Source organism: Aquibacillus sediminis (genome assembly GCF_005870085.1).
GTDB lineage: Bacteria > Bacillota > Bacilli > Bacillales > Amphibacillaceae > Aquibacillus_E > Aquibacillus_E sediminis.
In genome coordinates this window covers 16,255-41,779 of sequence record NZ_SZNM01000030.1, presented here as the reverse complement: position 1 = coordinate 41,779, position 25,525 = coordinate 16,255, and the positions used below count along the sequence as shown (strand labels likewise).

Sequence of the window (25,525 nt, the reverse complement as noted above, 5' to 3'; positions counted from 1 at the left end):
ATGAGACTTCCCATCATTTTAAATGAGTAAGATCCCTCAGAGACGATGAGGTTGATAGGTCCGAGGTGGAAGCGTGGTGACACGTGCAGCTGACGGATACTAATAGATCGAGGACTTAACTATATTGTTTAGGAGTCGGACCTAGACTGTTTTTAAATGTTTGTTTGTCTTGAGACTTTCTTATCTAGTTTTGAAGGTACATATCTAACTAAATACACCATTGTTTAGTGGCAATAGCGAAGAGGTCACACCTGTTCCCATGCCGAACACAGAAGTTAAGCTCTTCAGCGCCGATGGTAGTTGGGGCTTTGCCCCTGCGAGAGTAGGACGCCGCTAAGCAAAAAAAACCTTAAAGATAATGATATCTTTAAGGTTTTTTTAATTGTGACAAATATTGTAGAACCAAAATTATTTATTTCTATAAGTTCCTAATAAAGCTATAAAATAACGGAATGAGAAACCGGCTTGCTTGTTAAAATATGACAAATTCAGTAATAATGTAAGTGAATCAGAACCTCATTCCACTAGGAGATCCAAAAGAAGTTTTCTGACGAATATTTTAAACGTAACCTCTCCAACATCTAGCCTCACCTAACCCTCAACCTCCCCCCCTATAAGCCTGAGGCGAGTACTTGGTAATCTTTTTAAAATTACGATGAAATGATCTAAGGTTATTATACCCACAGTTGATGGCGATCTCACCAATCGATTGCTGACTATTTTTCAGAAAATAACATGCCTGGGAAATGCGATAATGATTCAGATAGGCAGTGAAAGTCATGTTCGTCATTTGCACAAATAACTTTGATAAATAGGCGTAATCATATTGTAGCTGGTTCGCGATCGCTTTTAAGGTGCAGTCATACATATAATGTTTATCAACAAAAAGTAACATTTGATGCAATACCTTCGTCTTAGTGGAGTATGTAACCGGAGTGAATTTGCTATGATCCACTAACATACTACAACAATCATATAAAAAACTTTTTTGCTTAAAAATGGAATCAAGCTTACTTAAGTTGGGTACATCACTTAATGGAAAAACATTATTGTCGGGGATGTATCCTTTATAATGCATAAAAAAGTCTCCGATTAATTCAGGTGAAAAAATTATGATCGTAATCGTGGAGTGATCGATCGTCTTGAATTCATGCAATTGGTTATGAAAAATGAAAACGGCATCATTCTTATGTAAAATATACTCTTTTTGATCAATCGTTACCGATAAATTCCCTTCATTCACAAAGATAATTTCATAGGCGCGGTGAAAATGGAGCGGAAAATTAAAATTTGTAAGGGTAGAATAATGAAAGGACTCTTTTTCTTCCACGCCATGATGTTCAAAAAAGACCATAAGCTTTTCCCTCCCGCAAAGAACACGAATATTGTCTCTCATTATACTATATTTCGAATAGAAGTATAGTATTTTTTATTACTATAATAGAAGTAGATTTTGTTCTAAAAGGAGGAAGCGAGATGGCTTTTACTTATCACGTAGCGAAAACTGGTTCGGATCATGGGGCGGGAACAGAACAGCACCCATTTTTAACGATTAATCAAGCAGCAACTGTTGCAGAAGCAGGGGATACGATTATTGTCCATGAAGGAGAGTATCGTGAGTGGGTCAAACCTAAAAATCCTGGGTTGAGTCATAAAAGGCGTATTACATACCAAGCTGCACCAGGAGAGCATGTCGTCATTAAAGGTTCTGAACGGGTGCAAAATTGGGAGCAAGTTAATGGAACGGTATGGAAAACAGTCGTACCGAATGAAACATTTGGTAATTATAATCCATATCAAGAAGAAGTTTTCGGTGATTGGCTGTTTGCGACAGATCCTCCCAAACACTTAGGGGACGTTTATTTAAACGGCATGTCGTTCTATGAGGTTGGAAACTACGAGGCATTGTTTGACCCAGTTGTTCAAACGGAAGTACTAGACAACTGGACCAAAGAGGTAGTGCCTGTCCATAATCCAGACCAAACAAAGTATGTATGGTTTGCCGATGTGGATGAGGACAATACAACAATCTATGCTAATTTTCATGAATCAAATCCAAATAAAGAATTAGTTGAAATCAACGTGCGAAAGGCTTGCTTCTATCCGGAAGTAACTGGTGTAGACTATATCACGGTCAAAGGTTTTGAAATGGCGCAAGCGGCAACCCCATGGACGCCACCGACGGCCGATCAACCAGGGTTACTTGGTGCGAATTGGAGTAAAGGCTGGATCATGGAAGATAATGTGATCCATGATGCCAAATGTAGTGCGATCAGTATTGGAAAAGAAGCATCAACCGGAAATAATTATCGCTCGATCCGAAAAGATAAACCAGGCTATCAATATCAACTAGAATCCGTGTTTCTTGCTAGACAAATAGGTTGGAGTAAAGAAAAAATTGGTTCCCATATCATTCGGAACAATACGATTTATGATTGTGGCCAAAATGGTATCGTAGGGCATTTAGGTTGTGTTTTCAGTGAAATCTATGATAATCACATTTATAAAATTGCATTAAAACGTGAATTTTTTGGCCATGAGATTGCTGGAATCAAATTGCATGCAGCGATCGATGTACAAATTCATAACAACCGGATTCATGATTGTTCACTGGGAACTTGGTTAGATTGGCAGACACAAGGCACAAGAGTTAGTCAAAATTTGTATTATCACAATAACCGGGACTTGTTTGTCGAAGTGAGTCATGGTCCATATATCGTCGACAACAATATTTTAGCTTCAGATTATGCGTTCGATAACTATGCGCAAGGTGGAGCCTATCTTAACAATTTAATTTGCGGGAAAATGGTACATCGAAAAATTTTGAATCGATCGACACCCTATCATTTCCCGCATAGTACAGAGGTAGCAGGATTTGCTGTCGTGCACGGTGGAGATGATCGTTTTTATCATAATATTTTCGTTGGTACGGATACGACAGAAGGTGTTGTTTCTGGTAAAAATGATTCGACACATGCGGTTGGTACGGCTCATTTCAAAGGTTATACCACCTCACTTGAGGAATACATCGAGACTGTTCATCAAAAACCAGGCGACGTCGAACTATTTTTAGATGTCGACCAGCCTGTCTATATTCACAAGAATGCCTACTTGAATGGGGCGGTGGCCTTTGAGAGAGAAGAAGATAACGTCATTGATCAGGCTAATCCGAATGTACGGATTATAGAAGAAGGAGAGGGCGTGTATCTTTCTTGTGAGCTTCCAGAAGCTTTCGCGAACATGGCTGGAGAAATTCCTTCGACAAGCACACTACCAAGAGTGCGAATGGTTGATGCAGAATTTGAAAATCCAGATGGAAGCGACGTTATTATCGATGCGGATTATTTTGGTGAAAAAAGACAACAAACAAGCGTACTAGGTCCAATCGCAAAGTTGCAACCAGGCAAAAATCACATAAAAATTTGGGGCTAAAATGGGACAGGGGGACAGGTTTGTTGTCCCCCTGTTTGTTGTTTCGCATAAACTTTTTAGCGCAGAAGAATTATCGGCATAATAAAAATATTTAAAAAGACAACCTACTACTTCCAAAGTATTGTCCAATTATCACCGTCACTTCTTGAACATAATGTCCAGTTAATGACAAAATCAACACTCTTGTAAGATTAACCGATATACTTTGAACTTAAAAATTTATCCTCTATTTTCGATACGAAAAAACCTTAATGAAACGCTCTCCGCGGTTACTTTCACAATCGGTAAATGCAAAAAGTTAATAAGACAACTATAGCCTATACACATTCACCTGTTTTGCATAGTCTACTATAAAAAGGAGGTTAATACCTATGCCAAAATATAGAAAAAAACCGGTTGTTGTAGAAGCGGTGAAGTTAACAAGATCTATTACAATTGAAACATCCGATAGTACAATGAAGGGGGTACCTGGGGATTATCTCATCACAAATAAGGACGGAGAACAGTACGTTTGTGATAGAGATCAATTCGAGGCTGAGTACGAGCTTGTAAAAGGACAAATCGATTTAAAAGAAATGGTTCAAAAATCCTTTCGATTAATAAAAACAAAATTAAAAACATAACGATTAATAAAAGCATTATGGACGTTTTTCCGTATTGCTTTTTTTGATAGGAAACAACTACTATCATAAGAGGACTCCCCCATGAAAATTGGCACCATAGCTATCTTCCAACTTACGGCGATATATCTAATGCCATAATAAGCCAATCCTCTAGCTTCACCACAGATCCAACCCATCTTTTTCCGTAATAAAAGGGGAGGCTGTTCATACCTCCCCAATTTTACTCTGTATAACAGAAAAGCTTTATTTAGTAAATGTCACTCGTTCTTTTTCGCTACCAATCAAGACATGCGTTTCTGCTGGTTTCGTCTCGGCGATTATTTTTCCATTGCGAATCGAATAAAGGACTGGTGCTTGTTTGCGAATGGCTTCATATTCGTTTTCTGCATCTAAAATAATCAAGTTTGCGGGTTTGCCTTGTTCAACCCCATACTTTTCCTCGATGTTTAACGTTTTGGCACTGTTTTTTGTAATAAAGTCGATCGAATTGACAATTTGCTGGTAGCCCATTAATTGTGTGGCATGGATGCCCATGTGAAGCACTTGCAACATATTTCCTGTACCCAGTGGATACCATGGATCAAAAATATCATCGTGCCCGAAGCTAACATTGATGCCAGCCTCTTGCATTTCTTTGACTCTCGTAATGCCGCGACGTTTTGGATAGGAGTCAAATCGACCTTGTAAGTGAATATTAACTAGTGGATTGGCGATAAAGTTAATATCTGATAGTTTTAATAATCGAAATAGTTTTGACGTATAGGCATCATTATAAGAATGCATCGCTGTTGTATGGCTAGCAGTGACACGGCTTCCCATTTCATATCGGTGTGCCTCAGCGGCAACTACTTCAACGAAACGTGATTGTTCATCATCAATTTCGTCACAGTGGATGTCGATCAAGCGGTCATATTTTTCAGCGAGTTGAAAGGCGATCGCCATCGATTCGACACCATATTCTCGTGTGAATTCATAATGCGGAATTCCACCAACCACATCAGCCCCCATACGCAGTGCTTCTTCGAGTAGGTCCTGTCCGTTCGGATAGGACAGGATTCCTTCTTGTGGAAAAGCAACCAATTGCAAATCAACCAGGCCAGCCATTTCTTGTTTTACTTCTAATAGGGCTTTTAATGCCGTTAATTCAGGGTCTGTCACATCGACGTGGGTGCGGACATGTTGGATCCCTTGCGCAATTTGCCATGTTAATGCTTTCGTTGCTCTCGTTTTCACATCTTGAACGGTTAATGATTTTTTTCGTTCCGACCATGTTTCAATGCCTTCAAATAATGTACCACTTTCATTCCATTTTGGTTCCCCAGCAGTTAAGGTTGTGTCTAAATGGATATGTGGTTCGATGAAAGGAGGGAGGACCAAGCGCCCACCCGCATCGATCGCTTCATCCGTTGATACCCCTTGTTCACTAATCTGTTTAATTTTTCCATCTTCTATTTCAATCTGCCAAAGGCCTTCCGTACCTCGTAGTTTTGCGTTTTTAATAATCAATTTTGATAGCTCCTTTTTCAACTTCCAGAGAAGTGTTTGTATTGGTTAGCTTTTGCGTAACGATCGATACACTTAGGTAAACAATCACAGATCCAATTATTCCGTTCAATGGTGGGATCCCTGGTAAAAATTGTGCCGCAGCAAAACCTAATCCCCAAGCAATAATGGCTGGCCAGTTCACAACTTTAAATTTCATCGTTTCAAATGCTTGATAGCTTCCACGGTTCAAAATAAAGAAATCCGCCAGTAAAATCGCTCCAATTGGTGGAAGTGCCGCACCTAGTAAGGTTAACCAACCGACAAAATTGTTGTAAAGCCACATCGCAAAAATCGTTCCGACAATCCCGTTGAAGATGACAACTTTTTTCTTTTTCACTTTTGTAATATTTGAAAAGCCTAATCCTGACGCGTACAAGGCACTATCATTGGTCGTCCAGATGTTCAGACCTAAGACAATCACGGCTGCAACAATTAATCCTTGAGTGAACATGACTTCAGAAATATCTGCAAAACCTGTTGCAATCGCACCAATCGCACCGAAGGCAAACATTAACGAGTTACCGATTAAGAAAGCAATCAGTGTGGTTACAACTGCGGAACGCTTTGTTTTAGCAAATCGTGCAAAGTCTGGTGTCAGTGTTCCGGCACTTGCAAATGACCCAACACAGATCGTAAGTGCTGCTGCAAGACTAATCGATTGTGTTGGTTCATACGCCATTAATTCGCTCATACCACCAATTGTATCTACTGCTTTAAACATGGAGAAATTTCCTAAAATCGCAATCGCTGGGACTGAAATGAAACTGATCATTGCTAGTGACTTCATCCCGAAGAAAGCAGATGCAGTCATCAATACGCCGGCGATTAAAATGATCAGGGACATATCAAGTCCAATTACTTTTTGAACAGGTACGGCGAACATCGCGAGTCCAACACCGAACCATCCTACTTGTGTACCACCTAATAATAGTGACGCGAGGTAAGAACCTTTTTCACCAAAAGCGTAACGAGCAAGTAGGTGGGTGGATAATCCTGTTTTTGCAGCAATATAGGCAAGTGCCGCTGTGTAAAGTCCTAAAATTAAATTACCTGCTAACACGACCCAAATAAATTCTTGCATGGATAATCCTAACCCTAATTCACCACCAGATAACATGCTTGCTGAAAAAAATGTCAACCCAAGCATCACGACTAACATTTTCCAAAAACCATTTCGCTTTGTTACAGGTACTGCTTGTAAAGAAAAATCCTGATCTGTTTGTTGCTTGTTCATAACCAATTCCTCCTAAATAGTTTAGTAGAATTGGTACCATGTTGTAACGGATAGGGGATGGGGACTTGCTTGCTACAAAAAAAGCTTCTCGCCATTTCTGACAAGAAGCTTTTTTGCATGTAAAGAGATAAACGTATCCTAAGTGTATACGTCACCCTATTCTTTTCCGCTGTCCTTGTCAGCCTCACTGGACTGAATTAAAGGTACCAATATTTAATTAGTGTTATTATCACAGGAATAATCTGTTATGTCAAGTTGAAAAAAGCTTGCATTATGCTGGACTCTCTCTAGATCCAAACGTAAAATGGTTCCTAAGGAATTAGAAAGGATGATACGATGGGACAAGCTATAAAAGGAAAAGTTGCTTATATTACAGGTGCAAGTAGTGGGATCGGTCGAGCAACTGCATTGCAATTGGCTGAAGAAGGGGTTCACGTTGGATTGATCGCTCGTAGGGAAGAAAAACTAGTAAAAGTAGCGGAACAAGCAAGGGAATTTGGAGTGAATGCAGCAATCACTGTAGCTGATATTGCAAATATGGACCAAGTTGACCAAGCGGTTTCTATTCTGGAAAAAGAGATCGGTTCTGCGGATATTTTGATCAATAATGCGGGAATGGGGATGCATGGCACATTTTTAGAAACAGACCCGGCTGTTTGGAAACGTACGTTTGAAGTGAATGTATTTGGTACCTACCATGTGACACGTGCTGTGTTGCCGCAAATGATCGAAAACAACCAAGGAGATATTATAACTATCTCTTCAAGTAATGGTCTAAAAGGTACCGCGGGCTCAACAGCCTATAGCGGTTCAAAATTTGCGATTCAAGGGATGACCGAGGCATTGATGCAAGAAGTTCGCCGAAACAATATTCGTGTGTTCACATTAAATCCAAGCTTAGTGGCAACGGAATTAGTGTTCGGTGATAAAGTAGAGGACCAAGATAAACAGAAGTTCATGCAACCAGAGGACTTAGCTGAGTATATGGTGGCACAGTTAAAATTACATCCACGGATTTTCATTAAACAATCACTACAGTGGGCGACTAATCCGTTTTAAATATGGAGTACCTTACTAATATAGGAGTGGAGATCAATTTTAGGGGTAGACGACAAATTCATCAAAGTTGCGGATTCTCTCTCAATAAAAACCTTTGACACCTTTCGTGTCAAAGGTTTTTATCCGTGATTTATGTTCAAAAATTTAATTGTTCCTTCTTTTACCTTCATGTTTTTTTGTTTCTTTTACGTTAAAAACACGGTCAATATCTAATGAAGGCTTACCCCGAATTGCATCATTCGATCCAACCGTGACATTGTCATTATTAAATCTTTTAGACATATACATTCCTCCTAAATCCTCGTTTGTAATAAGATACCCTGTTTTGAAGGAATGTAGTACATTTTGTTAAATGAACAAACGATAATGTCATTAATCATCCAAATTTAACACATATTTGACGGATATATTGTATTAATAGAAAGAAGAGTGGTTTCGAAACCACTCCTCCTCGTACTTATTTAGTTAAAATATATTCTGATTCTTCAAAATCGTATTGAACTTTTTCAATTTCACCGGTGAAAAGGAAGTGTCCCTCACCCGCATATTCAGGGCTTACAGGATATAGTAAATCTTTTCCAATATCCAACCCTTCAAAAGAGTTTTTAAGTGGTAGTGTTTGTACTTCTGTTTCTCCAACAGGTTCCTCATTAATGAATAATGTACCTGTACCTTGGTTCTCACCAGTGTTTTCAAATGAAAATGTGATCGTATTCTCACCTTCAGCTAAATCCATTTCTGGGGTGATAGTAAACCTTTCTGTACCATTATGAAATTCATAATGGAGAGTATTTTCTTTTATATAAAAGGTATATCCACTCTCATCATTACCCAATGCTAGCAAGACACCTTCGTCCCCTTTATTGAAATCGATAGGAATGGTAATTTCATGGTTGCGAGCTAATGTCAACGGTGCAGCTGATTCACTTAAATGTGACATGCCTGGATAAAACGTAAACGAACTTCTTGCTCTTACATTATCCTCTGGCAAATTTCCTAGACCTTCTAAGAAATTTTCTGTTAATGGGAAAACATTATTCTTTTCTGCTTGTTCATTCCAAAGATCAATCAATTCTTCTAGTAATTCTGGATGTTCAGATGCCACATTATTTAACTCGGAAAAGTCTACAGTTACATTGTAAAGCTCCCATTCATCATCCTCAAAATCTGTACCTGGCTCATGATTGGAAATTGCTTTCCACCCATCATGATAGATGGTACGTTTTCCACTAAGTTCAAAGTATTGAGTATCCTTACCTGTATCTGCATCTGGGTTGTCAAAAGTCTCGGCAAAGCTCGTTCCTGTTACTTCCATTTGCTCGACATCATTTAATTGTTCAGGGACATCAATTCCAAGGACATCACATACCGTTGCTGTGATGTCGCTAACATGGGTGAATTGTGTTCGTATTTCTCCTTTTGCGTCCATACCATTTGGCCAGTGAACAATCATAGGGGTGCGTATGCCACCAGCATGTGTACTCCCTTTAAAGTCCGCAAACGGTGTATTACTAACTTGGGACCAACCGGAAGGATAATCACTATTCGTTTGTTCTCCACCAATTTGATCATATTTTTCCTTCATGGATTCAAATTCTTCAGGAATCTTATTGTAAGCAAGAGTCTGATTTGTTGCACCATTTTCTCCGCCTGAGAAGCTAGCGCCATTATCGGATATAAATACAATTAGCGTATTATCCAATTCACCAATTTCCTCCAAGTGATCCATTAATTTACCAACTTGTTCATCGGTATGCGTTAAAAATCCTGCATATGTCTCCATAAACCTAGCATAAAGTTTCTTTTGATCTTCATTTAGGCTATCCCATGCTGGAACGCCAGTCTCACGTGGGGCTAGTTCAGCATCTTCTGGAATAATTCCCATTTCCTTTTGTTTTTCAAATCGCTGCTCCCTAATGACATCCCAACCTTCATCGTATTTGCCTTCATACATGTCAATATATTCCTCAGGCACTTGATGTGGCATATGCTGTGCACCAAAACCAAGATACATAAACAAAGGATCGTCCGGTCGAATAGATACATGATCCGTGACATATTGTCTAGCATTTTCAACGATATCTTCTGAATAGTGATAGTTTTCTTCATCAGGGAGCGGTACCGTGCTATTATCCCGAAATAATTCTGGACGGAACTGATCAGAAGAATCTTCTAAATTACCATAGTAGCGATCGAATCCTCTTCCAAGTGGCCATCTGTCATAGGGCCCAGCTGGAGAAAGTTCTGCTGTCGGTGTAATATGCCATTTACCAAGACCAAAGTTCGTATAATTATTTTCCGCAAGTACTTCTGTTACGAACCCAGCTTCTTTGGTTATTTTCCCTCTGCGACTTGGATCTTCCTCTCCAAAATCAAAGTTCGCAACATTACCCATCCCAACCGCATGACTATTTCTTCCTGTTAATAAAGAGGCTCGTGTTGGCGAACAAACTGGTGTTGTATGAAAGTTATTATATTTTAAACCATTTTCTGCCAGTTCATCTATATTTGGGGTGCTTATTTCGGAACCAAAGCTCCCCAAATCAGAAAAGCCAGCATCATCTAGTACGATATATGCCACGTTCGTTTTCTCTTCTACCTTTGGTTGATTTTCGACGTTTTCTTTAGGAACTTCATCAGCATTCGTGTCTTGCATCTGGGTTTGACATCCCCCTAAGAAAGCAGCTGTCAAAGCCATTGTGCCAATCATCGAAAATTTATTAACATACTTTCTCCAAGGCTTTTCTTCTTTCCTGTTAAATACCAAGCTCATTCCTCCTCATAAAAATGGTAGTTTTTAAAGGTTGTCGTGTAAACGCAATACTACATTGCCTTTACTTACGTGGTTTGAAACATAAATCTCATTACGAAGTTTCCTTGCTTGTTAGGATTACATTTGACTAATTATTCGCAACTATAGTAAAGGGCAATAATTACGAAAAAGAGAATAATATTAATTAAGCTTTTTAAACATCTGACACGCAACGAAAACCTATGTTCCCTGATGCGCTATCAGGAGTATTTTTGGATCTTGCTGCTACTCGGTAGCGATTACAATAAGAATGATGACAAAGGTATGAGCCACCACGCATGACACGGAATCTCCCTGATTTTGGTCCTTTAGGATTTATCCTTCCACCACGATCTCGTACGCGCTTTGCAAACCAATCTGAACACCACTCCCATACATTCCCAACAACGTTGTATAAACCGTATTGATTCGGTGGAAATGACTCTGCTGGTGCAGTACCTTTGTAACCATCTTCTTTCGTGTTTGTTTTGGGAAACTCTCCTTGCCAAACATTACAATGATGTTCTCCGTTTGGTGTTAATTCATCTCCCCATGGAAATTTCTTATGTTCCAATCCACCACGTGCCGCAAGTTCCCACTCCGCCTCTGTTGGTAGTCTTTTGCCAGCCCATTCACAATAAGCCCTAGCATCATTCCATGACACATGTACAACAGGATGCTCCATTTTATTTGCTATGCTAGAGTCGGGTCCTTCTGGATGCTTCCATGATGCTCCATGTACGACAAGCCACCAAGGAGTCTGCCGAACGACTTGCTTTACTTTCCGTTTTGTTTGATTACTAACAAATTGATAGAAAACAAATGACCATCCAAATCGTTCAGATTCCGTTATATAATCAGTAGCCTTTACGAAATCTTGAAATTCTGCATTTGTAACAGTATGGGCATCCATATAAAAGGGGTCTACCGTAACTTTTCTAACTGGACCTTCTCCATCTTCCGGGTAACCTTCCTTATCCTTTGTCCCCATAAAGAAACTACCACCTGGAATGTAGATTTGCTCATTAGTTGTTTCTACTTTTTCAGATAGAACGATTTCCTCAAATTTTTGCTCTTGTGGAGCATGATCATCTATTAGTTCGACGTCATTTCTACTCATACTGCAGCAATGCGATGGTTTATTATGTTCCATTGAATCACTCCTTTTAACCTCTGGTATTTCTATGAAGTTTCCTTACCGAATAAAATGCAGAAGTAGACTTCGATCCATATAAAAGTGAATATTATTAATATTCAGAAAATTTAACGCGTATTTGTTCGAGTTCAAAAGGACGTTCAGCAGCTTCGACCAAATCACAAAACAAGTAAGTGATTAAGGGAAGAGCGATACAAGTGCCACGGAAAAAGCTAGAAACAGTCCTGTGTTTCATTGGTTAATGAATGAATTTTAAAACAACGGATGTTTGATGGAAACGGTCAAAGAAAACTTCATTGGATGACTAGGATCATGAAGCGGCCAAATCATTACCATCTAAAGAAACAGGGGAGAAGCACTTTCAAAATTGCTAATGTCTCCATTTATTTAGTCTTTGGAAGTCAGTTAGAAGTAAGTGTATTAAACACACAATAATCTTTAAGCATTTGGCAAACTTTTCACCTGAAGAAACCTCGCACCTGAAGACATGAATGTTCATACAGGGCGAGGAGAACTACATGTAATTTTTAATAGATACTTTAAGGTTTAAAACAATAAGTTGCAGATTATTATTATGAGTAACTATACGTCCCAGCATTATCCTTAACAAACGCCAACGTATGATCGATAAATGGTTCTGTTTTTTCAATTTGTGTCCAGTGACCACACTTATTAAATAAATGTAGCTCGGCGTTTGGTAGTAGTTGAACCATTTTATAACTTGTGTCTTCGAATGGAATCACTTGGTCATTTACACCATGGAATAATAAAGTTTCTGTGTTAATTTTTTCAATTTCTTCGTCAGGTAAAGCGAGTTCATCCAATCTTTCTTGTCGAGAATCAAAGAACATAGCTGCAAATGCATCTCTTGTTTCAGGTTGAATGCTAGCTTCATAACGCAAACGAACGAGTTCTTCATTTTTAGCTGCCTTTTGATCATAGGAGAACAGCTCAATTAATTCACGCATTGTTTCAAGGCTAGGTTCGTATCCCCAAACGCGGTCTAACCCATAGGATACTTGATGCTTGGTGCCAACACTGCCCATTAAAATTAATTTCTTTACTAAATCTGGTCTTCTATGTGCTACATGAAGGGACAGTGCACCGCCGAATGAATTTCCAATTAAATAAACAGGCTCATCGGATACTGCTTCAATGAAACCAATCAAATGATCCACCCACAGATCAAGTGTGTATTGGTCTTTCGGAAGTTTATCAGTTTTACCAAACCCAACGATGTCTGGTGCGAATACATGCAGTGACTCACTTAACCGTGGAATAACAAGTCTCCAGTTTGCAAATGCGGACACCCCGGGACCGGATCCGTGGATTAAGATCATTTTTTCTTTTCCTGAACCTTCTTCATGGTAATGGGTATTAATGCCATTGACTTTCATATAATTTGAACTGATTTCCAACTAAAACCCTCCCAATAACTTTTTAAATAAAATGGATAGATCAATTGAATAACTGAATCAATCCTAGTAAAATGTTAGGTGTGTGTGTGTGGCAAGAAAGAAGAAACCCACAATTTTTTCTTCTTTCTTGCTGTATAGGAAATTATAGACTTGAATATCTGTGGATAACCGTGTACACATATTGAGCCACGTCCGGCTCCAGTGCCCAACGACTAGCGCAACTTCCCTCACCTCCGTACGATAAGTCAACATCGATTCACTCCATTCATCGTGTTTCCTTTATCTCCTACGGCTCAGTCCAGTTCGTACGTCGCTAACCGGGCGCTTGCACCTTTGTCTCGGTATAAAAAATTATGAATTTTTTACAGGTTTTTTGCTTCTTACTGGGGTTCCATATTCGAAAAAGTTATCTGGTAAATTAGATCCGCCATGCCATAGAATCGATTTAGCTGTATCTTCCCCTTTCCATTCAATTGTTTTCCAATCTGGGTCAAAGATTAGATAACCAGCATCACCGAATAGCTCGACACGGTTGCCACCTGGTTCGTAGACATACATACATGTCGCTTGAGAAATACCATGTTTAATTGGGCTTACTTCGATTTCGTAATCCGCTTCAACAAGTAATTCAGCAACATCTGTTAAATGTTGAGGATAGCCATACCAGTAACAAATGTGGTGAAGACGACCTTCTTCTTCTAATGCATCGCCCATGATTGCGATGTCGTGAACTAAGTTCGTTACACTTAACCAAGCTGCAATGTCATTATTGTCATCATCTAAGATACGTTCCCGAACATTAAAGCCTAATGCATTCTCTAAGAACTCCACATTTTTATTTGTATCTTTTGCTAGTAAGTTAATATGGTCGATCCGACGTACAGGAACACCACGATTAGGACGTCTTTGCGGACGGTTTAACAATGCTGTTTTCTGATCTTCTGGCGCTTGATAATACTCCACATCCCAGAAAATTTCCATCTTATGACCATCTGGTGTCTTGAACTGATAGGCACGGCCATGACCAACATCTCCATCAATCCAACCAATGCCATAGCCCATCTTCTCAATTTCAGCTGCACGACGTTCTAGTGCTTGCGGAGAAGTCGTTCTTAACGCCATGTGACCTAAGCCAGCCTCCGTGTTTTCGGTAATGATTAATGTATTATGATAATGATCTTCATAAGCGCGCAAATAAACGGAGTTTCCTTGCCGTTCAACTTCATCCATCCCAAGCATCTCTTTGAAAAATGTTACCGATTGTTCTAATTTTGGACTATAAATTTCAATATGTGCTAAGTGAGAAATATCAAGGATTGGTTCTTGTTTCATTTTAAATTCCTCCCATAAAATATAGTTATATCATTAGTAAAATGATTGATTTACCACATTGGATGACCGTCATAACCAAGAATTGTTTTTCCATAGCCAACCATCGCGTCATCGTATAGATGGGTTGGGTGGGCGGCAACAGCGATTAGGTCACGAACAAAACGTTCGGAATGACCTTCCTTATTTAATGCATTACCACCAAGTGTTACTAAGATTCTAGTTGCCAATTCGGAAGAAGTTTTAGAAATATGTCCACGCATCGCAAAGAGCTGTTCACGCTCTTCTTCTTCTATAACTCGAATCCCATTTTCCTGATAATAGGTTAATTTATCCATGTATTCTTTCCCTACAGCTTGTAAGGTTTTCAACTGCATTTTAAATTCACCTAGTGTATGCTGAGCGCTACTACCGTCTTTTTCGTTCGCATTCTTGTTATAAATACGAACTCGATTTTTTGTCTTTTCTTCAAAATCATTAACCAGGCGTTCTAAACCACCAATACAGATCTGTGGAAAACCTGATAAGAAGTAGACTAAGTAAGGAACGTTGAAAAGTAGATAGTCCTCTTCGTAGTTACCATCAGGCGCTATAGCACCTCCAACAACTTGTTTTAATCGGAATACATATTTTTCTGGGACATAGACATTATCTACTTTAACCGGGTTACTACCAGTCCCACGTAGACCGATTGGGTTCCAATTATCGATAACTTCTACATCATTCTTATGGACAATAAACATATTTAGTTCTGGCTCGGAGGCATCTCTCATTTTATGAATTGCACCTAAAGCAATCCAATCAGACCATAATACGCCACTACAGAAATTCCATTGTCCACTAAGTCGGTACCCTTTGCCATCAGGGTCGTCGGTCACTTTTCCAACTGGTGCAAACACATCAGCAAGTAAAGCATCGGTATTGTATAATGCTTCGCGACCTTGTTCTGGTAGAAATGCTGGCCAAGTTTCGTGGATAATAGCGAAATACGTGATCCATGCTGCTGAAATATTGTAATTGGCAACGGTTCGAATAATATCTCCAAACGTATAAAAATCTAAATCCTGACCGCCATATGCTTTTGGTCGATGAAGCTTATGAAATTCAGCCTCTTTAATTTTATCAACGACAATATCGGGTAATTTCGCATCGATGTCTGCTTGTAAAGCATGTTTTTCAGCTAATTCCCCAATTTCTTGTGCTTTTTGAAGTAATTGTTCTCTGTTAGGTGACTTTTTAGGGATTACGACAGAATTGGTTGACAAATAAATTCCTCCTTTATCTTTGTAAACGTTATCAAAATAATCAGAGGGTTTGATCTGATTGGTTATTATTATATTTTTGTTTGAAGAATTAAGATAGCTATTAAAAATGTTAAAAATTAATAATTTTTAGATTATTCATGCGAAAAATGGATGGAAAGGACTCATAAAGACTGAGTGGACAGGATTTTAACAATGGAAAAAATTCATTTGTTTTTACTTTTTCAGCAATTGTAACGAAGGGAAGGGGGGAGTAAATTAAACGATTTATCCATTGACAGTTCAATTGTCGGTAAAACTGCTACTTCACTTTTAAAATAAAGGCACTTTTAGTAAAGTTTGTTGCTTTTTGTTTCGTAGTTGATCGAAACTCCGACGAACTGATTTTGTGAAATAACATTTTCCTGATTTAAATTGAGTGCTAAACAATCGCTTCGGTAGAATGCTCCGCTTTCCATGGGCACGGCTTCAGCTAACTTGGTAAAGAAAACCACTTTACCAAGTGGATCTTCAGCTCGCGCTGTTCCCATAGGACAAGGAACATTTCGGCAGCGTTACATCGCACGAAGAAAATGGCTTTGTATTTTCGAGGAGTCTACGTATTCTACCTACGCTGTTATAGGTGTTCTGATTTATAATGGTAATAATTCTTAAAATGTCATTCATGTGATTTTTCCCAAAAAAATACGAAGCACACGAACAGCGGAGGAAATACACGGAGACTCCTATGGGACTAGTGGCATCGGTGAGACCCCACAGTGCGATAGCACGAGGAGGCTCACCAGCCCCCCATGGAAAGCGTAGTGTATTTCCGCAGCGATCATTTAGCACTCATTTTCATAAGGAAAGTTGGAAGCAGTTACTTCGGATTCTATAGTTATTGTGACAAAACAACAATCTTTTAGAAAATAGCCAAAATAAAAAAACAGGAAAGCTTAAGTGGGAGTATTTTCACTTTCCTAGAAAAAGAACAACCTCAGAAGAAATAGTCCGATTAGAACTAGTTTCAACTGAGGTCGTGTAGAAAACTTGTGAATGATGGAAGGTTAGATGGTAATATGTCCTTTTGCTTTTAAAACATTTAATGCCATATATACAGAAAAAAGACTTTTGGTATCATCCAACTCGATATTTAAAATTTCACTAATCTTATATAATCGATAGCGTAATCCGCTGATCGACATCGAAATAGCTTTAGCTGTTTTATTAATGTTAATACCATTTTCAACAAAAGCATATAACGTTTTCGTCAAGTCAAAATTTTTGTCTATTTCGAGCAGTTTTCCTACTTGTTTATTAACAAACCGGTCAATTAATGTCTCATCAGGTATTTGAAACAAAACACTTTCAATCCCTAAATCCTCAAAATATTGTACTTTTTCATTCGGATCCAACGCTTTTAAAGCTGCCAATGTTTCATTATATAAAATCGATAACTGGTCAATACTTTGTACCAAGGAGCTCACACCCGCAATAAACGTATAATTGTTGAAGCGGCGTGAGCAGTGTTTTAATAACTGACTAATTAATGTTGATTGCTTTATATTTAGCTTATGGAATGAGCCATACTCAATCAACATGATAATTTTACCCGATTTTTGTGACACAATCGTATTTATCTTTCTGTCCCTAAAGAACATGTTAACGTAACGAACGATTTCTTCATTGACTTCTACCTCATGACTCATCTCGGATTGATTGATTGACCTTTCCATCGTAAGCATCCAATAGGAATCATTTGGATTAAAATTAAGGTAATGAGCAATTTGATAAAGTTTCTCTTTATCAAATTTTCCCTCTAAAACCTCACTTAAAAAATCACGTCTAATGTTTTGCTCTGTTTGAATCTTAATATTTTTATTTAGCAATATAATCGATGCGGTGAGGGAAGCTTGATCGATAATCATATATTCTAAATCGGTGGGGGTGTGATCTTTTGGGAAAAGAAACGAACAATACCCTTTAATTTGTTGTTCAAAATAAATCGGTGTTCGAAGCATTCCGACATCGGGAGATACTCGGATAAAATGAGTCGTACGTGTATTGATTTTATTCAATTCAAAATCTAAGTCAACTCCATCAGATTTCACCATAATCTGATTTTCTGCATTTTCAATAAAGGTTGGCAGGCCTGTTGACTTATATAACACGTCAACAATTCGTTGCACCCCTTGTTTTGAAAGTAATTCGTCCATTAACTTTCGGTGAAGTCCATATGCTTTATGTAAGTTATCACGTTCAATTTTTAATTTTGCTGTTATTTCATCTAACTCCTTAATCATACTAGTAGATTGATAATACTTATATTCATTCTCTAGTTCTTGTCCAAATTTTTCCATCGGCATACAAATGACTTCACAGTGATCATGCCCCATTGCTTTGCATTTGGTTTCCGTTACGAGAATAGGCCTTTTTAGGACGGTAGATAAATAGCCACTAGCATAACCACACATCGTATGACAAACTGGTTGCTCACTGTGTGTTCCGTTTTTTAAAGATTCATCTACTTCAAATGAATTATACCAAGAGACATAGATTGCCTCTAGGTCTTCTTCTTTTTCATAGTTAAGAGCATCAATTTTTACATGATCGACGTATCCGTGTAACATATGCAATTCGGGTCCAGCTTGAATTAAATCAATTTCCGTTTTCCACTCGAACGTCATCGCTTTTTGTCCATCACTAACCCCATTATGCCAACCATATCGAATAAAAATCCCCTTCGATCGATCTTTCCCAACCGTTGTTTCCAACTCTTTTTTTAAAGATGCAATTGATGTAATGGGAATGGTAATCATACGATCATAAAAAGTATTCAGGGCCTGTTCTTTAGGTAAATCAAATACATCAATCAAATTTGAACTGTTTACATTTGTTTCCATATGGATCCATCCCTCCAAATGAGTTGATAAAATATAGTATAAATTTTAAATATTCACACTTTTTGCGTTAAAAAAATAAAAATTTGCTATTTTTCATAGGATTCAATTTAACGACGGCAATGATACGATGTAGTTAGTCAACTCAAAGGCAACATGTAAATGTTAGGGAGGGGATTGTCTGCAGATAACCTTAACCATTTTAACAAACTTTTTGGGAACGGTTACATTTTTTAGGTGTGTAAATTTCTTTTCCTAACTTTCTAAACATTTAAGTTGAATTAATTATAACACATAACAGATCAAAAAGAGAAGTGAAGAAGATCGGTCTTAGGGCTTGGACAGCTTAAGAAAAAGGGTGTGTTATGTTACAGCAACTGTAATGATCTTAACAGCATGAACATCGAGCCAATCTCATTTTTTGAAAGAGACTTACCGTACTAAGGAGGAATTTAAAAATGGATGATCGTTTATTTCGAAATGCGATGGGAAGTTTTGCAACGGGGGTTACGATTATTGCAACCGAATCGAAAAATGGACAGACGCATGGCATGACAGCAAATGCCTTCATGTCACAATCACTTGACCCAAAACTGGTTATTATTTCGGTAAAAGAGGATGCGCAAATGTTACCGAAAATTCAGGAGAGTGGGCAGTTTTCCGTTAACATTTTGTCAGAAGACCAACAGGAGTTATCGATGATTTTCGCTGGTCAGGTAAAGAGTGAGGAAAAAGTAATATTTGATTACCTAGATGATAAACCAGTCATTCCTGGTGCACTTGCACAAGTTGCTTGTAATGTGAAATCAGAGTATGTAGAAGGTGATCATACCATTTTTATTGGTCAAGTAACGGACATTCATTTACAAGATGGTGAACCACTAATCTTTTCTAAAGGAAAATATCGTACATTGGAAAAAACAATCACTGCTCATTCGAACTAATGATGTAAGGAGGAGGGGGAAATCCATATGGAGACAATTCACTTAAACGCTAGTAATCTTGCGTACTGGAAAAAGCAATCTACACCAAATGTCATGGCATTGGGATTCTTTGATGGAGTGCATAGCGGTCATGAACAAGTGGTTAAAACTGCCTGTGATGTCGCGAAAGAAAAGCAGCTTTCGGTTGCAGTCATGAGCTTTTTTCCGCATCCAAAGACGATTCTAGCAAAAGACAACACAGCATTTGACTATATTATGCCACTCTCGAAGAAGGCCTCGATTTTAGAATCTCTAGGTGTCGATACGTTTTATGTGGTGAACTGTGATAAAGATTTTCTCTTCCTTCCACCAGAGCAATTTGTATCGAACTACCTGCTTGGTCTAGGTGTGAACCATGCAGTAGCAGGATTTGATTTTTCCTATGGCCATCGAGGAGCCGGCAATATTGATCGCTTGAAAGCAGATTCTTCGGATCAAATAGAGGTTACCAAAGTGGATAAAGTAGATTTTAATGGAAAAAAGATTAGTTCCACCTGGATTCGTGAACTCATCTTGAAGGGGAAAGTGGAACAACTAGCGAATGTACTTGGTAGATGTTATGAAACAGAAGTTTTCTGGGACGGCGAGTGTTTTAAACGATTACCCTATTATATGCTACCGGCCCCTGGGAATTATAGGGTAGCGATTGCTAAAAATGAGGAGCAACATGAAACAGAAGTATATGTATCTAAAAGTCAAACAGGAGTCTACTTGGCAAAAAATCAACGATTAAACATGTTTCCAGATCAAAAGGTAGAAATGGTGTGGTTACAACAACTACCGGTAGATCAAGAATTACCTATAAAACGTTCGTTCATGAGCATGCATCCATTCTATCGATTAAAGGAGAGTTGATCAATGGACATAAATAAAGCAGTTCAAGCACTAATTGAAGTAGAAAAAACAAAACAAACGATTGAACCGTTTACATCTCGAGAAGAAATAACAAAAGACAAAGCTTACCAAATCCAGTTAGGGATTATCGATGACAAGATAAAAAATGGTGCCAACGTGGTCGGTAAGAAAATTGGCTTAACGAGTAAAGCGATGCAAGACATGTTAGGCGTATCGATTCCAGATTATGGCCATCTGCTTGATACGATGATGTATAAAGAAGATACGGCGATCTCTATCGGAGAATTTATTCAACCAAAAGTAGAATTTGAAATTGGCTTTGTTTTAAAAGAAAAACTGAAAGGTCCAGGAGTAACCACTGAAGATGTTGCCAGAGCAACGGATTATGTGGTACCAGCTGTTGAAATTATTGACAGCCGGATTCGAGATTGGAAAATTAATTTTGAAGACACGGTTGCTGATAACGGCTCATCAGCTGGTGCCATTATTGGAAAGGACGCCAAAGCATTAACTGAACTAGAGCTGCCAGAAGTGAAAATGACGTTGTATAAAAACGATGAATGGTTTGATTCTGCCTATGGATCGGCTGTTATGGGAAATCCAATTGAAGCAGTTGCGTGGCTAGCAAATGAGGTTGGTTCTTACGATATTTCCCTTGACCCAGGCGAAGTGATTTTAGCAGGAGCGTTAGCAAAGGCCGTACCAATCGAAGCAGGTGACCATTTTATTGCTGAATTTGAAAAGCTTGGAACGGTGTCAGCCACATTTAAATGATAAGGAGGATTATTTATGTCAAGATGTAAAGTTGCAATTCTTGGTTCGGGAAACATTGGAACCGATTTAATGTATAAAATTGAACGATCCGATCAGCTTGAATTAACGATGATGGCGGGGATAGATCCTGATTCAGAAGGGTTACATCGGGCAAAGGAACGCGGGTACCTCACCACAACCAAGAGTGTGGATGGCCTGTTAGAACATCCAGATCAATTTGACATCGTTTTTGACGCAACATCCGCGAAAATTCATCAAAAACATAATGATTTACTGACTGCAATTGGAAAACAAGTACTTGATTTAACACCAGCTGCGATTGGACCTTTCGTTGTACCACCAGCAAATTTGGATCAATTAAAAAATGAACCAAATGTGAACTTAGTTACGTGTGGTGGGCAAGCAACGATCCCAATGATTCATGCGATCAATCGTGTTTCCTCTGTTTCCTATGCAGAGATCGTTGCCACCATTTCCAGCAGGAGTGCTGGTCCTGGAACACGAGCAAATATTGATGAATTTACCCAAACAACAGCCAATGCGATTGAACAAGTCGGTGGAGCCAACAAAGGGAAAGCAATTATTATCCTAAACCCTGCTGAGCCACCAGTGATTATGCGTGATACAATCCATGTAACAGTAGAAGAAACAGGAAAAGAAGAAGAAATCGTTCAATCTATCCATGACATGGTGAAAGAAGTACAAACCTATGTACCAGGTTACAGAATGAATACAGAACCGCAATTTTCTGGAAAAGATATTTCCATTTTTATTGAGGTAGAAGGTGCTGGTGACTTTTTCCCGACTTATTCCGGTAATCTAGATATCATGACAGCCGCGGCAACAAGGGTAGCGAATGAATTAGCAAAACAACGTGCGCAAGAAGGAGTGAAATAAGATGACAAACCGTAGTTTTGAAATCGTAGACGTTACACTTCGAGATGGAAGTCATTCGATGAGACATGCATTTACAAAAGAACAAGTAAGAGAAACAGCTAGAGGACTGGACCAGGCTGGTGTGAACTATTTTGAAGTATCACATGGAGATGGGTTAGGTGGCTCTTCTCTTCAATATGGGCTATCCAAAGTAAATGAACTGGAATTAATTGAAACGGCAGCAGCGGAATGCAGTAGGGCAAACATTTCTGTTTTGCTGCTGCCTGGAATCGGCACAAAGAAGGATTTAAATGAAGCTGTCAAAGCAGGTGCAAACATGGTACGGGTCGCAACCCATGTGACAGAAGCCGATGTAGCGAAGCAGCATATTGAGATGGGCCGTGAACTGGGATTAAAAACAGTTGGCTTCTTAATGATGGCCCATATGGTACCAATTGAAAAGCTTGTCGAACAAGCAAAATTATTTGAAAGCTATGGAGCAGAAGTGGTGTATGTAACCGACTCAGCTGGTGCGCTTCTACCACATGAAGTGACCGAAAGAATTACCGCACTAAAAAATGAACTTGATTGTGAAGTAGGATTTCATGGACATAATAACTTGTCGATGGCGATGGCGAACACGCTAGCTGCAGTTGAAGCAGGTGCAACGTATATTGATGGTAGTTTACGTGCATTAGGAGCAGGAAGTGGAAATACGCAAACAGAAGTAATGGCTGCTGTTCTTGAAAAATTGGGTTATAATACAGGCATCGACCTTTATAAAATTTTAGATGTTGCCAATGATGTGGTTGCCAAATTTATGCCACGTCCACAGGAAGTGACTGGCACAAGTTTAATCATGGGTTATTCTGGCGTATATTCCAGCTTCCTACTTCACACAGAAAAAGCAGCAAATAAATTTGGCATTGATGAAAGAGATATTTTAGTAGAACTTGGGAAAATGCAAGCTGTCGGTGGGCAGGAAGACCTAATCTATGAAGTGGCAGCCCAGTTAGAGAAAGCGTAACGAAAGCAATCGAGGAAAAGAAGGGGTAGAAATCATTGAAACTATTACAGTTTATTTTAAATGATGAGGTTCGGTTAGGGGTAAAGACGGATCGGGGTGTTCTTGACGTTAAAGAAGCATCTTCTCGGTTGAATGTAGCCGCACCAACTGCTATTCAGGATGTAATCTTAGCTGGTGACGAAGGAACGAAAGCACTTGGTAAATTAATAGAAGCTGCACAGGATTTGTCATCGCTCTTTTTACAAGAAAAAGAATTGGAGTATCAACCTGTTGTCAGCAATCCTGAGAAAATCGTTTGTGTTGGCTTAAACTATCAATCTCATGTTGAAGAATCGAAAATGGAGCTTCCTAGTTCACCTGTTTTATTTAGCAAATTTAATAATACACTAGCTAGTCACAATCAAGAAATTTCATTACCTAATGTTGCGGAGAAATTTGATTATGAAGCAGAGTTAGTCATTGTGATTGGGGAGGAAGCAAAAGATGTAACGGAAGAAGAGGCATTGTCCTATGTATTTGGTTACAGTGTTGGAAACGACCTGTCAGCCCGGGACCTTCAGTTAAAGTCTGGCCAATGGTTGATAGGAAAAACGCTCGATCATTTCGCACCGATTGGGCCTTACTTGGTAACAGCAGATGAGGTTGATCCATCTGGTTTGGCTATTGAATGTAAGGTAAATGGAGAAAAACGCCAATCAAGTAATACTAAATATATGATATTTAATTGTTCGTCATTGATTAGCTATATTTCTCAATATATGACGTTGAAACCTGGTGATGTCATTTTTACTGGTACACCAGAAGGAGTCATACTAGGCTATTCGGAAGAAGAACAAGTGTGGCTACAATCCGGTGATGAGGTTGAAGTTTTTATCGAGAATGTCGGAACATTAAAAAACACGTTAATCTAAAGGACGAAAAAGTTATCAGGATGAAAGGTTTATTCTGATAGCTTTTTTGTTTACTACATTATTTGGGGAGGAAAGGCTCTTTAAGCTGAAGCAGCAAATTATTGATTAAAGTACAGTGATTTTCAAAATACACGGAATCAAGGGAAAGAGTGTTGAATAACGTAAGAAAAAACCGTAAATGCGCAAGATCTAGAGAAAAAGCGCAGGGTGATGTAAGAAAAAGCTGTAAATAAGCAAGGTCTAGGGAAAAGTATTCAATAATGTAAAAAAGCTTTAAATACGTGCTATCGAGAAAAAAGCTCTAAATACACGTTATCATGACAAAACAATATTGCACATAAGACAGCTTATGCGTACTAAAAACTTCATGATTGCACATAGGTATAACAATAAACGAAAGGATGGTTTAGTTTGCAGACTGTTTTTTATTATCAAGTAAAGTTACCTAGTCGGATCAAAGAGGATAAAAAATATCCGCTTTTAATTGCGATGCATGGAATAGGGTATAGTGAGAAGCACATGATGGATGTGTTTGATGGCGTGACGGATGAATACATATTAGTTGCACCTAGAGGTAACCTTTCATACAATAAAGGATTTGCTTATTATTATTTGGAGGATTATGGCAAGCCGGATATGGACCAGTTTAAGGAAAGTATGAAAGATCTGCAACGTTTTATTGAAGATGTACTCGAAGAATATCCAGTTGATCAGGATCATGTTTATTTAGCGGGATTTAGTCAAGGGGCAATTCTTTCCAATTCTTTAGCATTTGTGCTAGGGGAACGCATCCGCGGCATTGTCTCGATGAATGGCTATGTACCAACATTTCTTAAAGATACCTATCAGGTTCAATCGGTCGAACATTTAAACGTTTTTCTTATAGATGGAAGGGAGGATACCATTTTTCCACCAAAAGTTGGGCGTGAGAACGAATCTATCTTTCGTCAAGCAGGAGCAACTGTTTCCTACCAAACTTATCCAACAGGACATGAAATTGGAGAAGTGAATAAACAAGATGCTATCCAATGGCTACTAGACTTGAATCGAAACATGCAGACAAAAAATGGATAAACATCTTCAAAAAATTTGTGGACTATGTGCACATAGCTGAAGAGAAAACAGAATGAAACAAAAATGTATATGCGTGATCACAAATTTGCGAGTGTATCACGCTTTTTGTTTTTACTTTATCTCCTAGCGTCAACCACATCTAACTACTCGGCTTAACGCCATTGTCTTTAAATAGTCACAAAAAAACAATAACGAACACTTGTTCTTTTGGTTGGTGATGTTATAATAATAGTAGAAAATCTACTAGGTTACAATACCCATTCTATTTGATAAGGATGTGGTCAATATGTTTGTTCA

20 protein-coding genes and 2 rRNA genes are annotated in these 25,525 nt (G+C 38.6%); 12 read left to right on the top strand and 10 right to left on the bottom strand.

Going from position 1 to position 25,525, the window contains the following annotated elements:
* Both FCI53_RS18810 and rrf read left to right on the top strand, forming a co-directional pair.
* Window positions 1-123, top strand: a 23S ribosomal RNA gene (locus tag FCI53_RS18810); the annotation flags it as partial.
* A 100-nt stretch (window positions 124-223) separates the two neighbouring features.
* Window positions 224-339: ribosomal RNA gene (gene rrf, locus FCI53_RS18805) — 5S ribosomal RNA — on the top strand.
* Window positions 340-598: 259 nt separating this feature from the next.
* Here rrf and FCI53_RS18800 read toward each other — a convergent pair.
* Window positions 599-1,354, bottom strand: coding sequence for a helix-turn-helix transcriptional regulator (locus tag FCI53_RS18800; RefSeq protein ID WP_138420541.1), 756 nt, complete (start codon window positions 1,352-1,354; stop codon window positions 599-601).
* A 122-nt stretch (window positions 1,355-1,476) separates the two neighbouring features.
* On the opposite strand from FCI53_RS18800, the gene FCI53_RS18795 reads away from it, so the two are divergent.
* Together FCI53_RS18795 and FCI53_RS18790 are read left to right on the top strand one after the other, a co-directional pair.
* Window positions 1,477-3,432 (top strand): right-handed parallel beta-helix repeat-containing protein, encoded by a 1,956-nt coding sequence (locus FCI53_RS18795; protein WP_138420540.1) that lies wholly within the window; start codon window positions 1,477-1,479, stop codon window positions 3,430-3,432.
* A 371-nt stretch (window positions 3,433-3,803) separates the two neighbouring features.
* A complete protein-coding gene (locus FCI53_RS18790) occupies window positions 3,804-4,055 on the top strand; it encodes a hypothetical protein (protein WP_210238507.1) in 252 nt (83 codons plus the stop codon).
* A gap of 243 nt (window positions 4,056-4,298) precedes the next feature.
* Here FCI53_RS18790 and FCI53_RS18785 read toward each other — a convergent pair whose 3' ends face one another.
* Window positions 4,299-5,561 (bottom strand): cytosine deaminase, encoded by a 1,263-nt coding sequence (locus tag FCI53_RS18785; protein WP_138420539.1) that lies wholly within the window; start codon window positions 5,559-5,561, stop codon window positions 4,299-4,301.
* The gene (gene codB / locus FCI53_RS18780) at window positions 5,551-6,834 is read right to left on the bottom strand and encodes a cytosine permease (protein ID WP_138420538.1); all 1,284 of its coding nucleotides are present in this window, start codon (window positions 6,832-6,834) and stop codon (window positions 5,551-5,553) included. Before codB ends, FCI53_RS18785 begins: the two co-directional genes overlap by 11 nt.
* Before the next feature lie 336 nt (window positions 6,835-7,170).
* Here codB and FCI53_RS18775 point away from each other — a divergent pair, with 336 nt between their 5' ends.
* A complete protein-coding gene (locus FCI53_RS18775; RefSeq protein ID WP_138420537.1) occupies window positions 7,171-7,893 on the top strand; it encodes a 3-ketoacyl-ACP reductase in 723 nt (240 codons plus the stop codon).
* Window positions 7,894-8,037: 144 nt separating this feature from the next.
* On the opposite strand, the gene FCI53_RS21595 is transcribed toward FCI53_RS18775, so the two are convergent.
* The 7 genes from FCI53_RS21595 to FCI53_RS18745 form a co-directional block, all read right to left on the bottom strand.
* Entirely contained in the window at window positions 8,038-8,175 is a 138-nt protein-coding gene (locus FCI53_RS21595) for a hypothetical protein (RefSeq protein WP_171038241.1), read from the bottom strand.
* 175 nt (window positions 8,176-8,350) lie between these two features.
* Window positions 8,351-10,660, bottom strand: a complete 2,310-nt coding sequence (locus tag FCI53_RS18770) for an arylsulfatase (protein WP_171038240.1) — start codon at window positions 10,658-10,660, stop codon at window positions 8,351-8,353.
* 199 nt (window positions 10,661-10,859) lie between these two features.
* Entirely contained in the window at window positions 10,860-11,837 is a 978-nt protein-coding gene (locus FCI53_RS18765; protein ID WP_138420535.1) for a formylglycine-generating enzyme family protein, read from the bottom strand.
* 575 nt (window positions 11,838-12,412) lie between these two features.
* Window positions 12,413-13,258, bottom strand: coding sequence for an alpha/beta fold hydrolase (locus FCI53_RS18760; protein ID WP_138420534.1), 846 nt, complete (start codon window positions 13,256-13,258; stop codon window positions 12,413-12,415).
* A 351-nt stretch (window positions 13,259-13,609) separates the two neighbouring features.
* Window positions 13,610-14,590: a catechol 2,3-dioxygenase gene (locus FCI53_RS18755; RefSeq protein WP_138420533.1), complete on the bottom strand. Its 981-nt coding sequence runs from the start codon at window positions 14,588-14,590 to the stop codon at window positions 13,610-13,612.
* Between the two features lie 50 nt (window positions 14,591-14,640).
* Window positions 14,641-15,852 (bottom strand): acyl-CoA dehydrogenase family protein, encoded by a 1,212-nt coding sequence (locus tag FCI53_RS18750; RefSeq protein ID WP_138420532.1) that lies wholly within the window; start codon window positions 15,850-15,852, stop codon window positions 14,641-14,643.
* 1,043 nt (window positions 15,853-16,895) lie between these two features.
* Window positions 16,896-18,731 (bottom strand): XylR N-terminal domain-containing protein, encoded by a 1,836-nt coding sequence (locus tag FCI53_RS18745; RefSeq protein WP_138420531.1) that lies wholly within the window; start codon window positions 18,729-18,731, stop codon window positions 16,896-16,898.
* A 455-nt stretch (window positions 18,732-19,186) separates the two neighbouring features.
* On the opposite strand from FCI53_RS18745, the gene FCI53_RS18740 reads away from it, so the two are divergent.
* The 7 genes from FCI53_RS18740 (at window position 19,187) to FCI53_RS18710 (ending at window position 25,228) form a co-directional block, all read left to right on the top strand.
* Window positions 19,187-19,672, top strand: coding sequence for a flavin reductase family protein (locus tag FCI53_RS18740; protein ID WP_138420530.1), 486 nt, complete (start codon window positions 19,187-19,189; stop codon window positions 19,670-19,672).
* Between the two features lie 27 nt (window positions 19,673-19,699).
* Complete coding sequence (locus FCI53_RS18735; RefSeq protein ID WP_138420529.1) at window positions 19,700-20,566, top strand: FAD synthetase family protein; 867 nt, start codon at window positions 19,700-19,702, stop codon at window positions 20,564-20,566.
* Between the two features lie 3 nt (window positions 20,567-20,569).
* Window positions 20,570-21,340: a 2-keto-4-pentenoate hydratase gene (locus tag FCI53_RS18730; RefSeq protein WP_138420528.1), complete on the top strand. Its 771-nt coding sequence runs from the start codon at window positions 20,570-20,572 to the stop codon at window positions 21,338-21,340.
* Between the two features lie 15 nt (window positions 21,341-21,355).
* Complete coding sequence (locus tag FCI53_RS18725; RefSeq protein WP_138420527.1) at window positions 21,356-22,237, top strand: acetaldehyde dehydrogenase (acetylating); 882 nt, start codon at window positions 21,356-21,358, stop codon at window positions 22,235-22,237.
* A gap of 1 nt (window position 22,238) precedes the next feature.
* Window positions 22,239-23,243, top strand: a complete 1,005-nt coding sequence (gene dmpG, locus FCI53_RS18720) for a 4-hydroxy-2-oxovalerate aldolase (protein ID WP_138420526.1) — start codon at window positions 22,239-22,241, stop codon at window positions 23,241-23,243.
* A 35-nt stretch (window positions 23,244-23,278) separates the two neighbouring features.
* Window positions 23,279-24,154, top strand: a complete 876-nt coding sequence (locus FCI53_RS18715) for a fumarylacetoacetate hydrolase family protein (RefSeq protein ID WP_138420525.1) — start codon at window positions 23,279-23,281, stop codon at window positions 24,152-24,154.
* Window positions 24,155-24,565: 411 nt separating this feature from the next.
* The gene (locus tag FCI53_RS18710) at window positions 24,566-25,228 is read left to right on the top strand and encodes an alpha/beta hydrolase (RefSeq protein ID WP_138420524.1); all 663 of its coding nucleotides are present in this window, start codon (window positions 24,566-24,568) and stop codon (window positions 25,226-25,228) included.
* Window positions 25,229-25,525 lie beyond the last annotated feature (297 nt).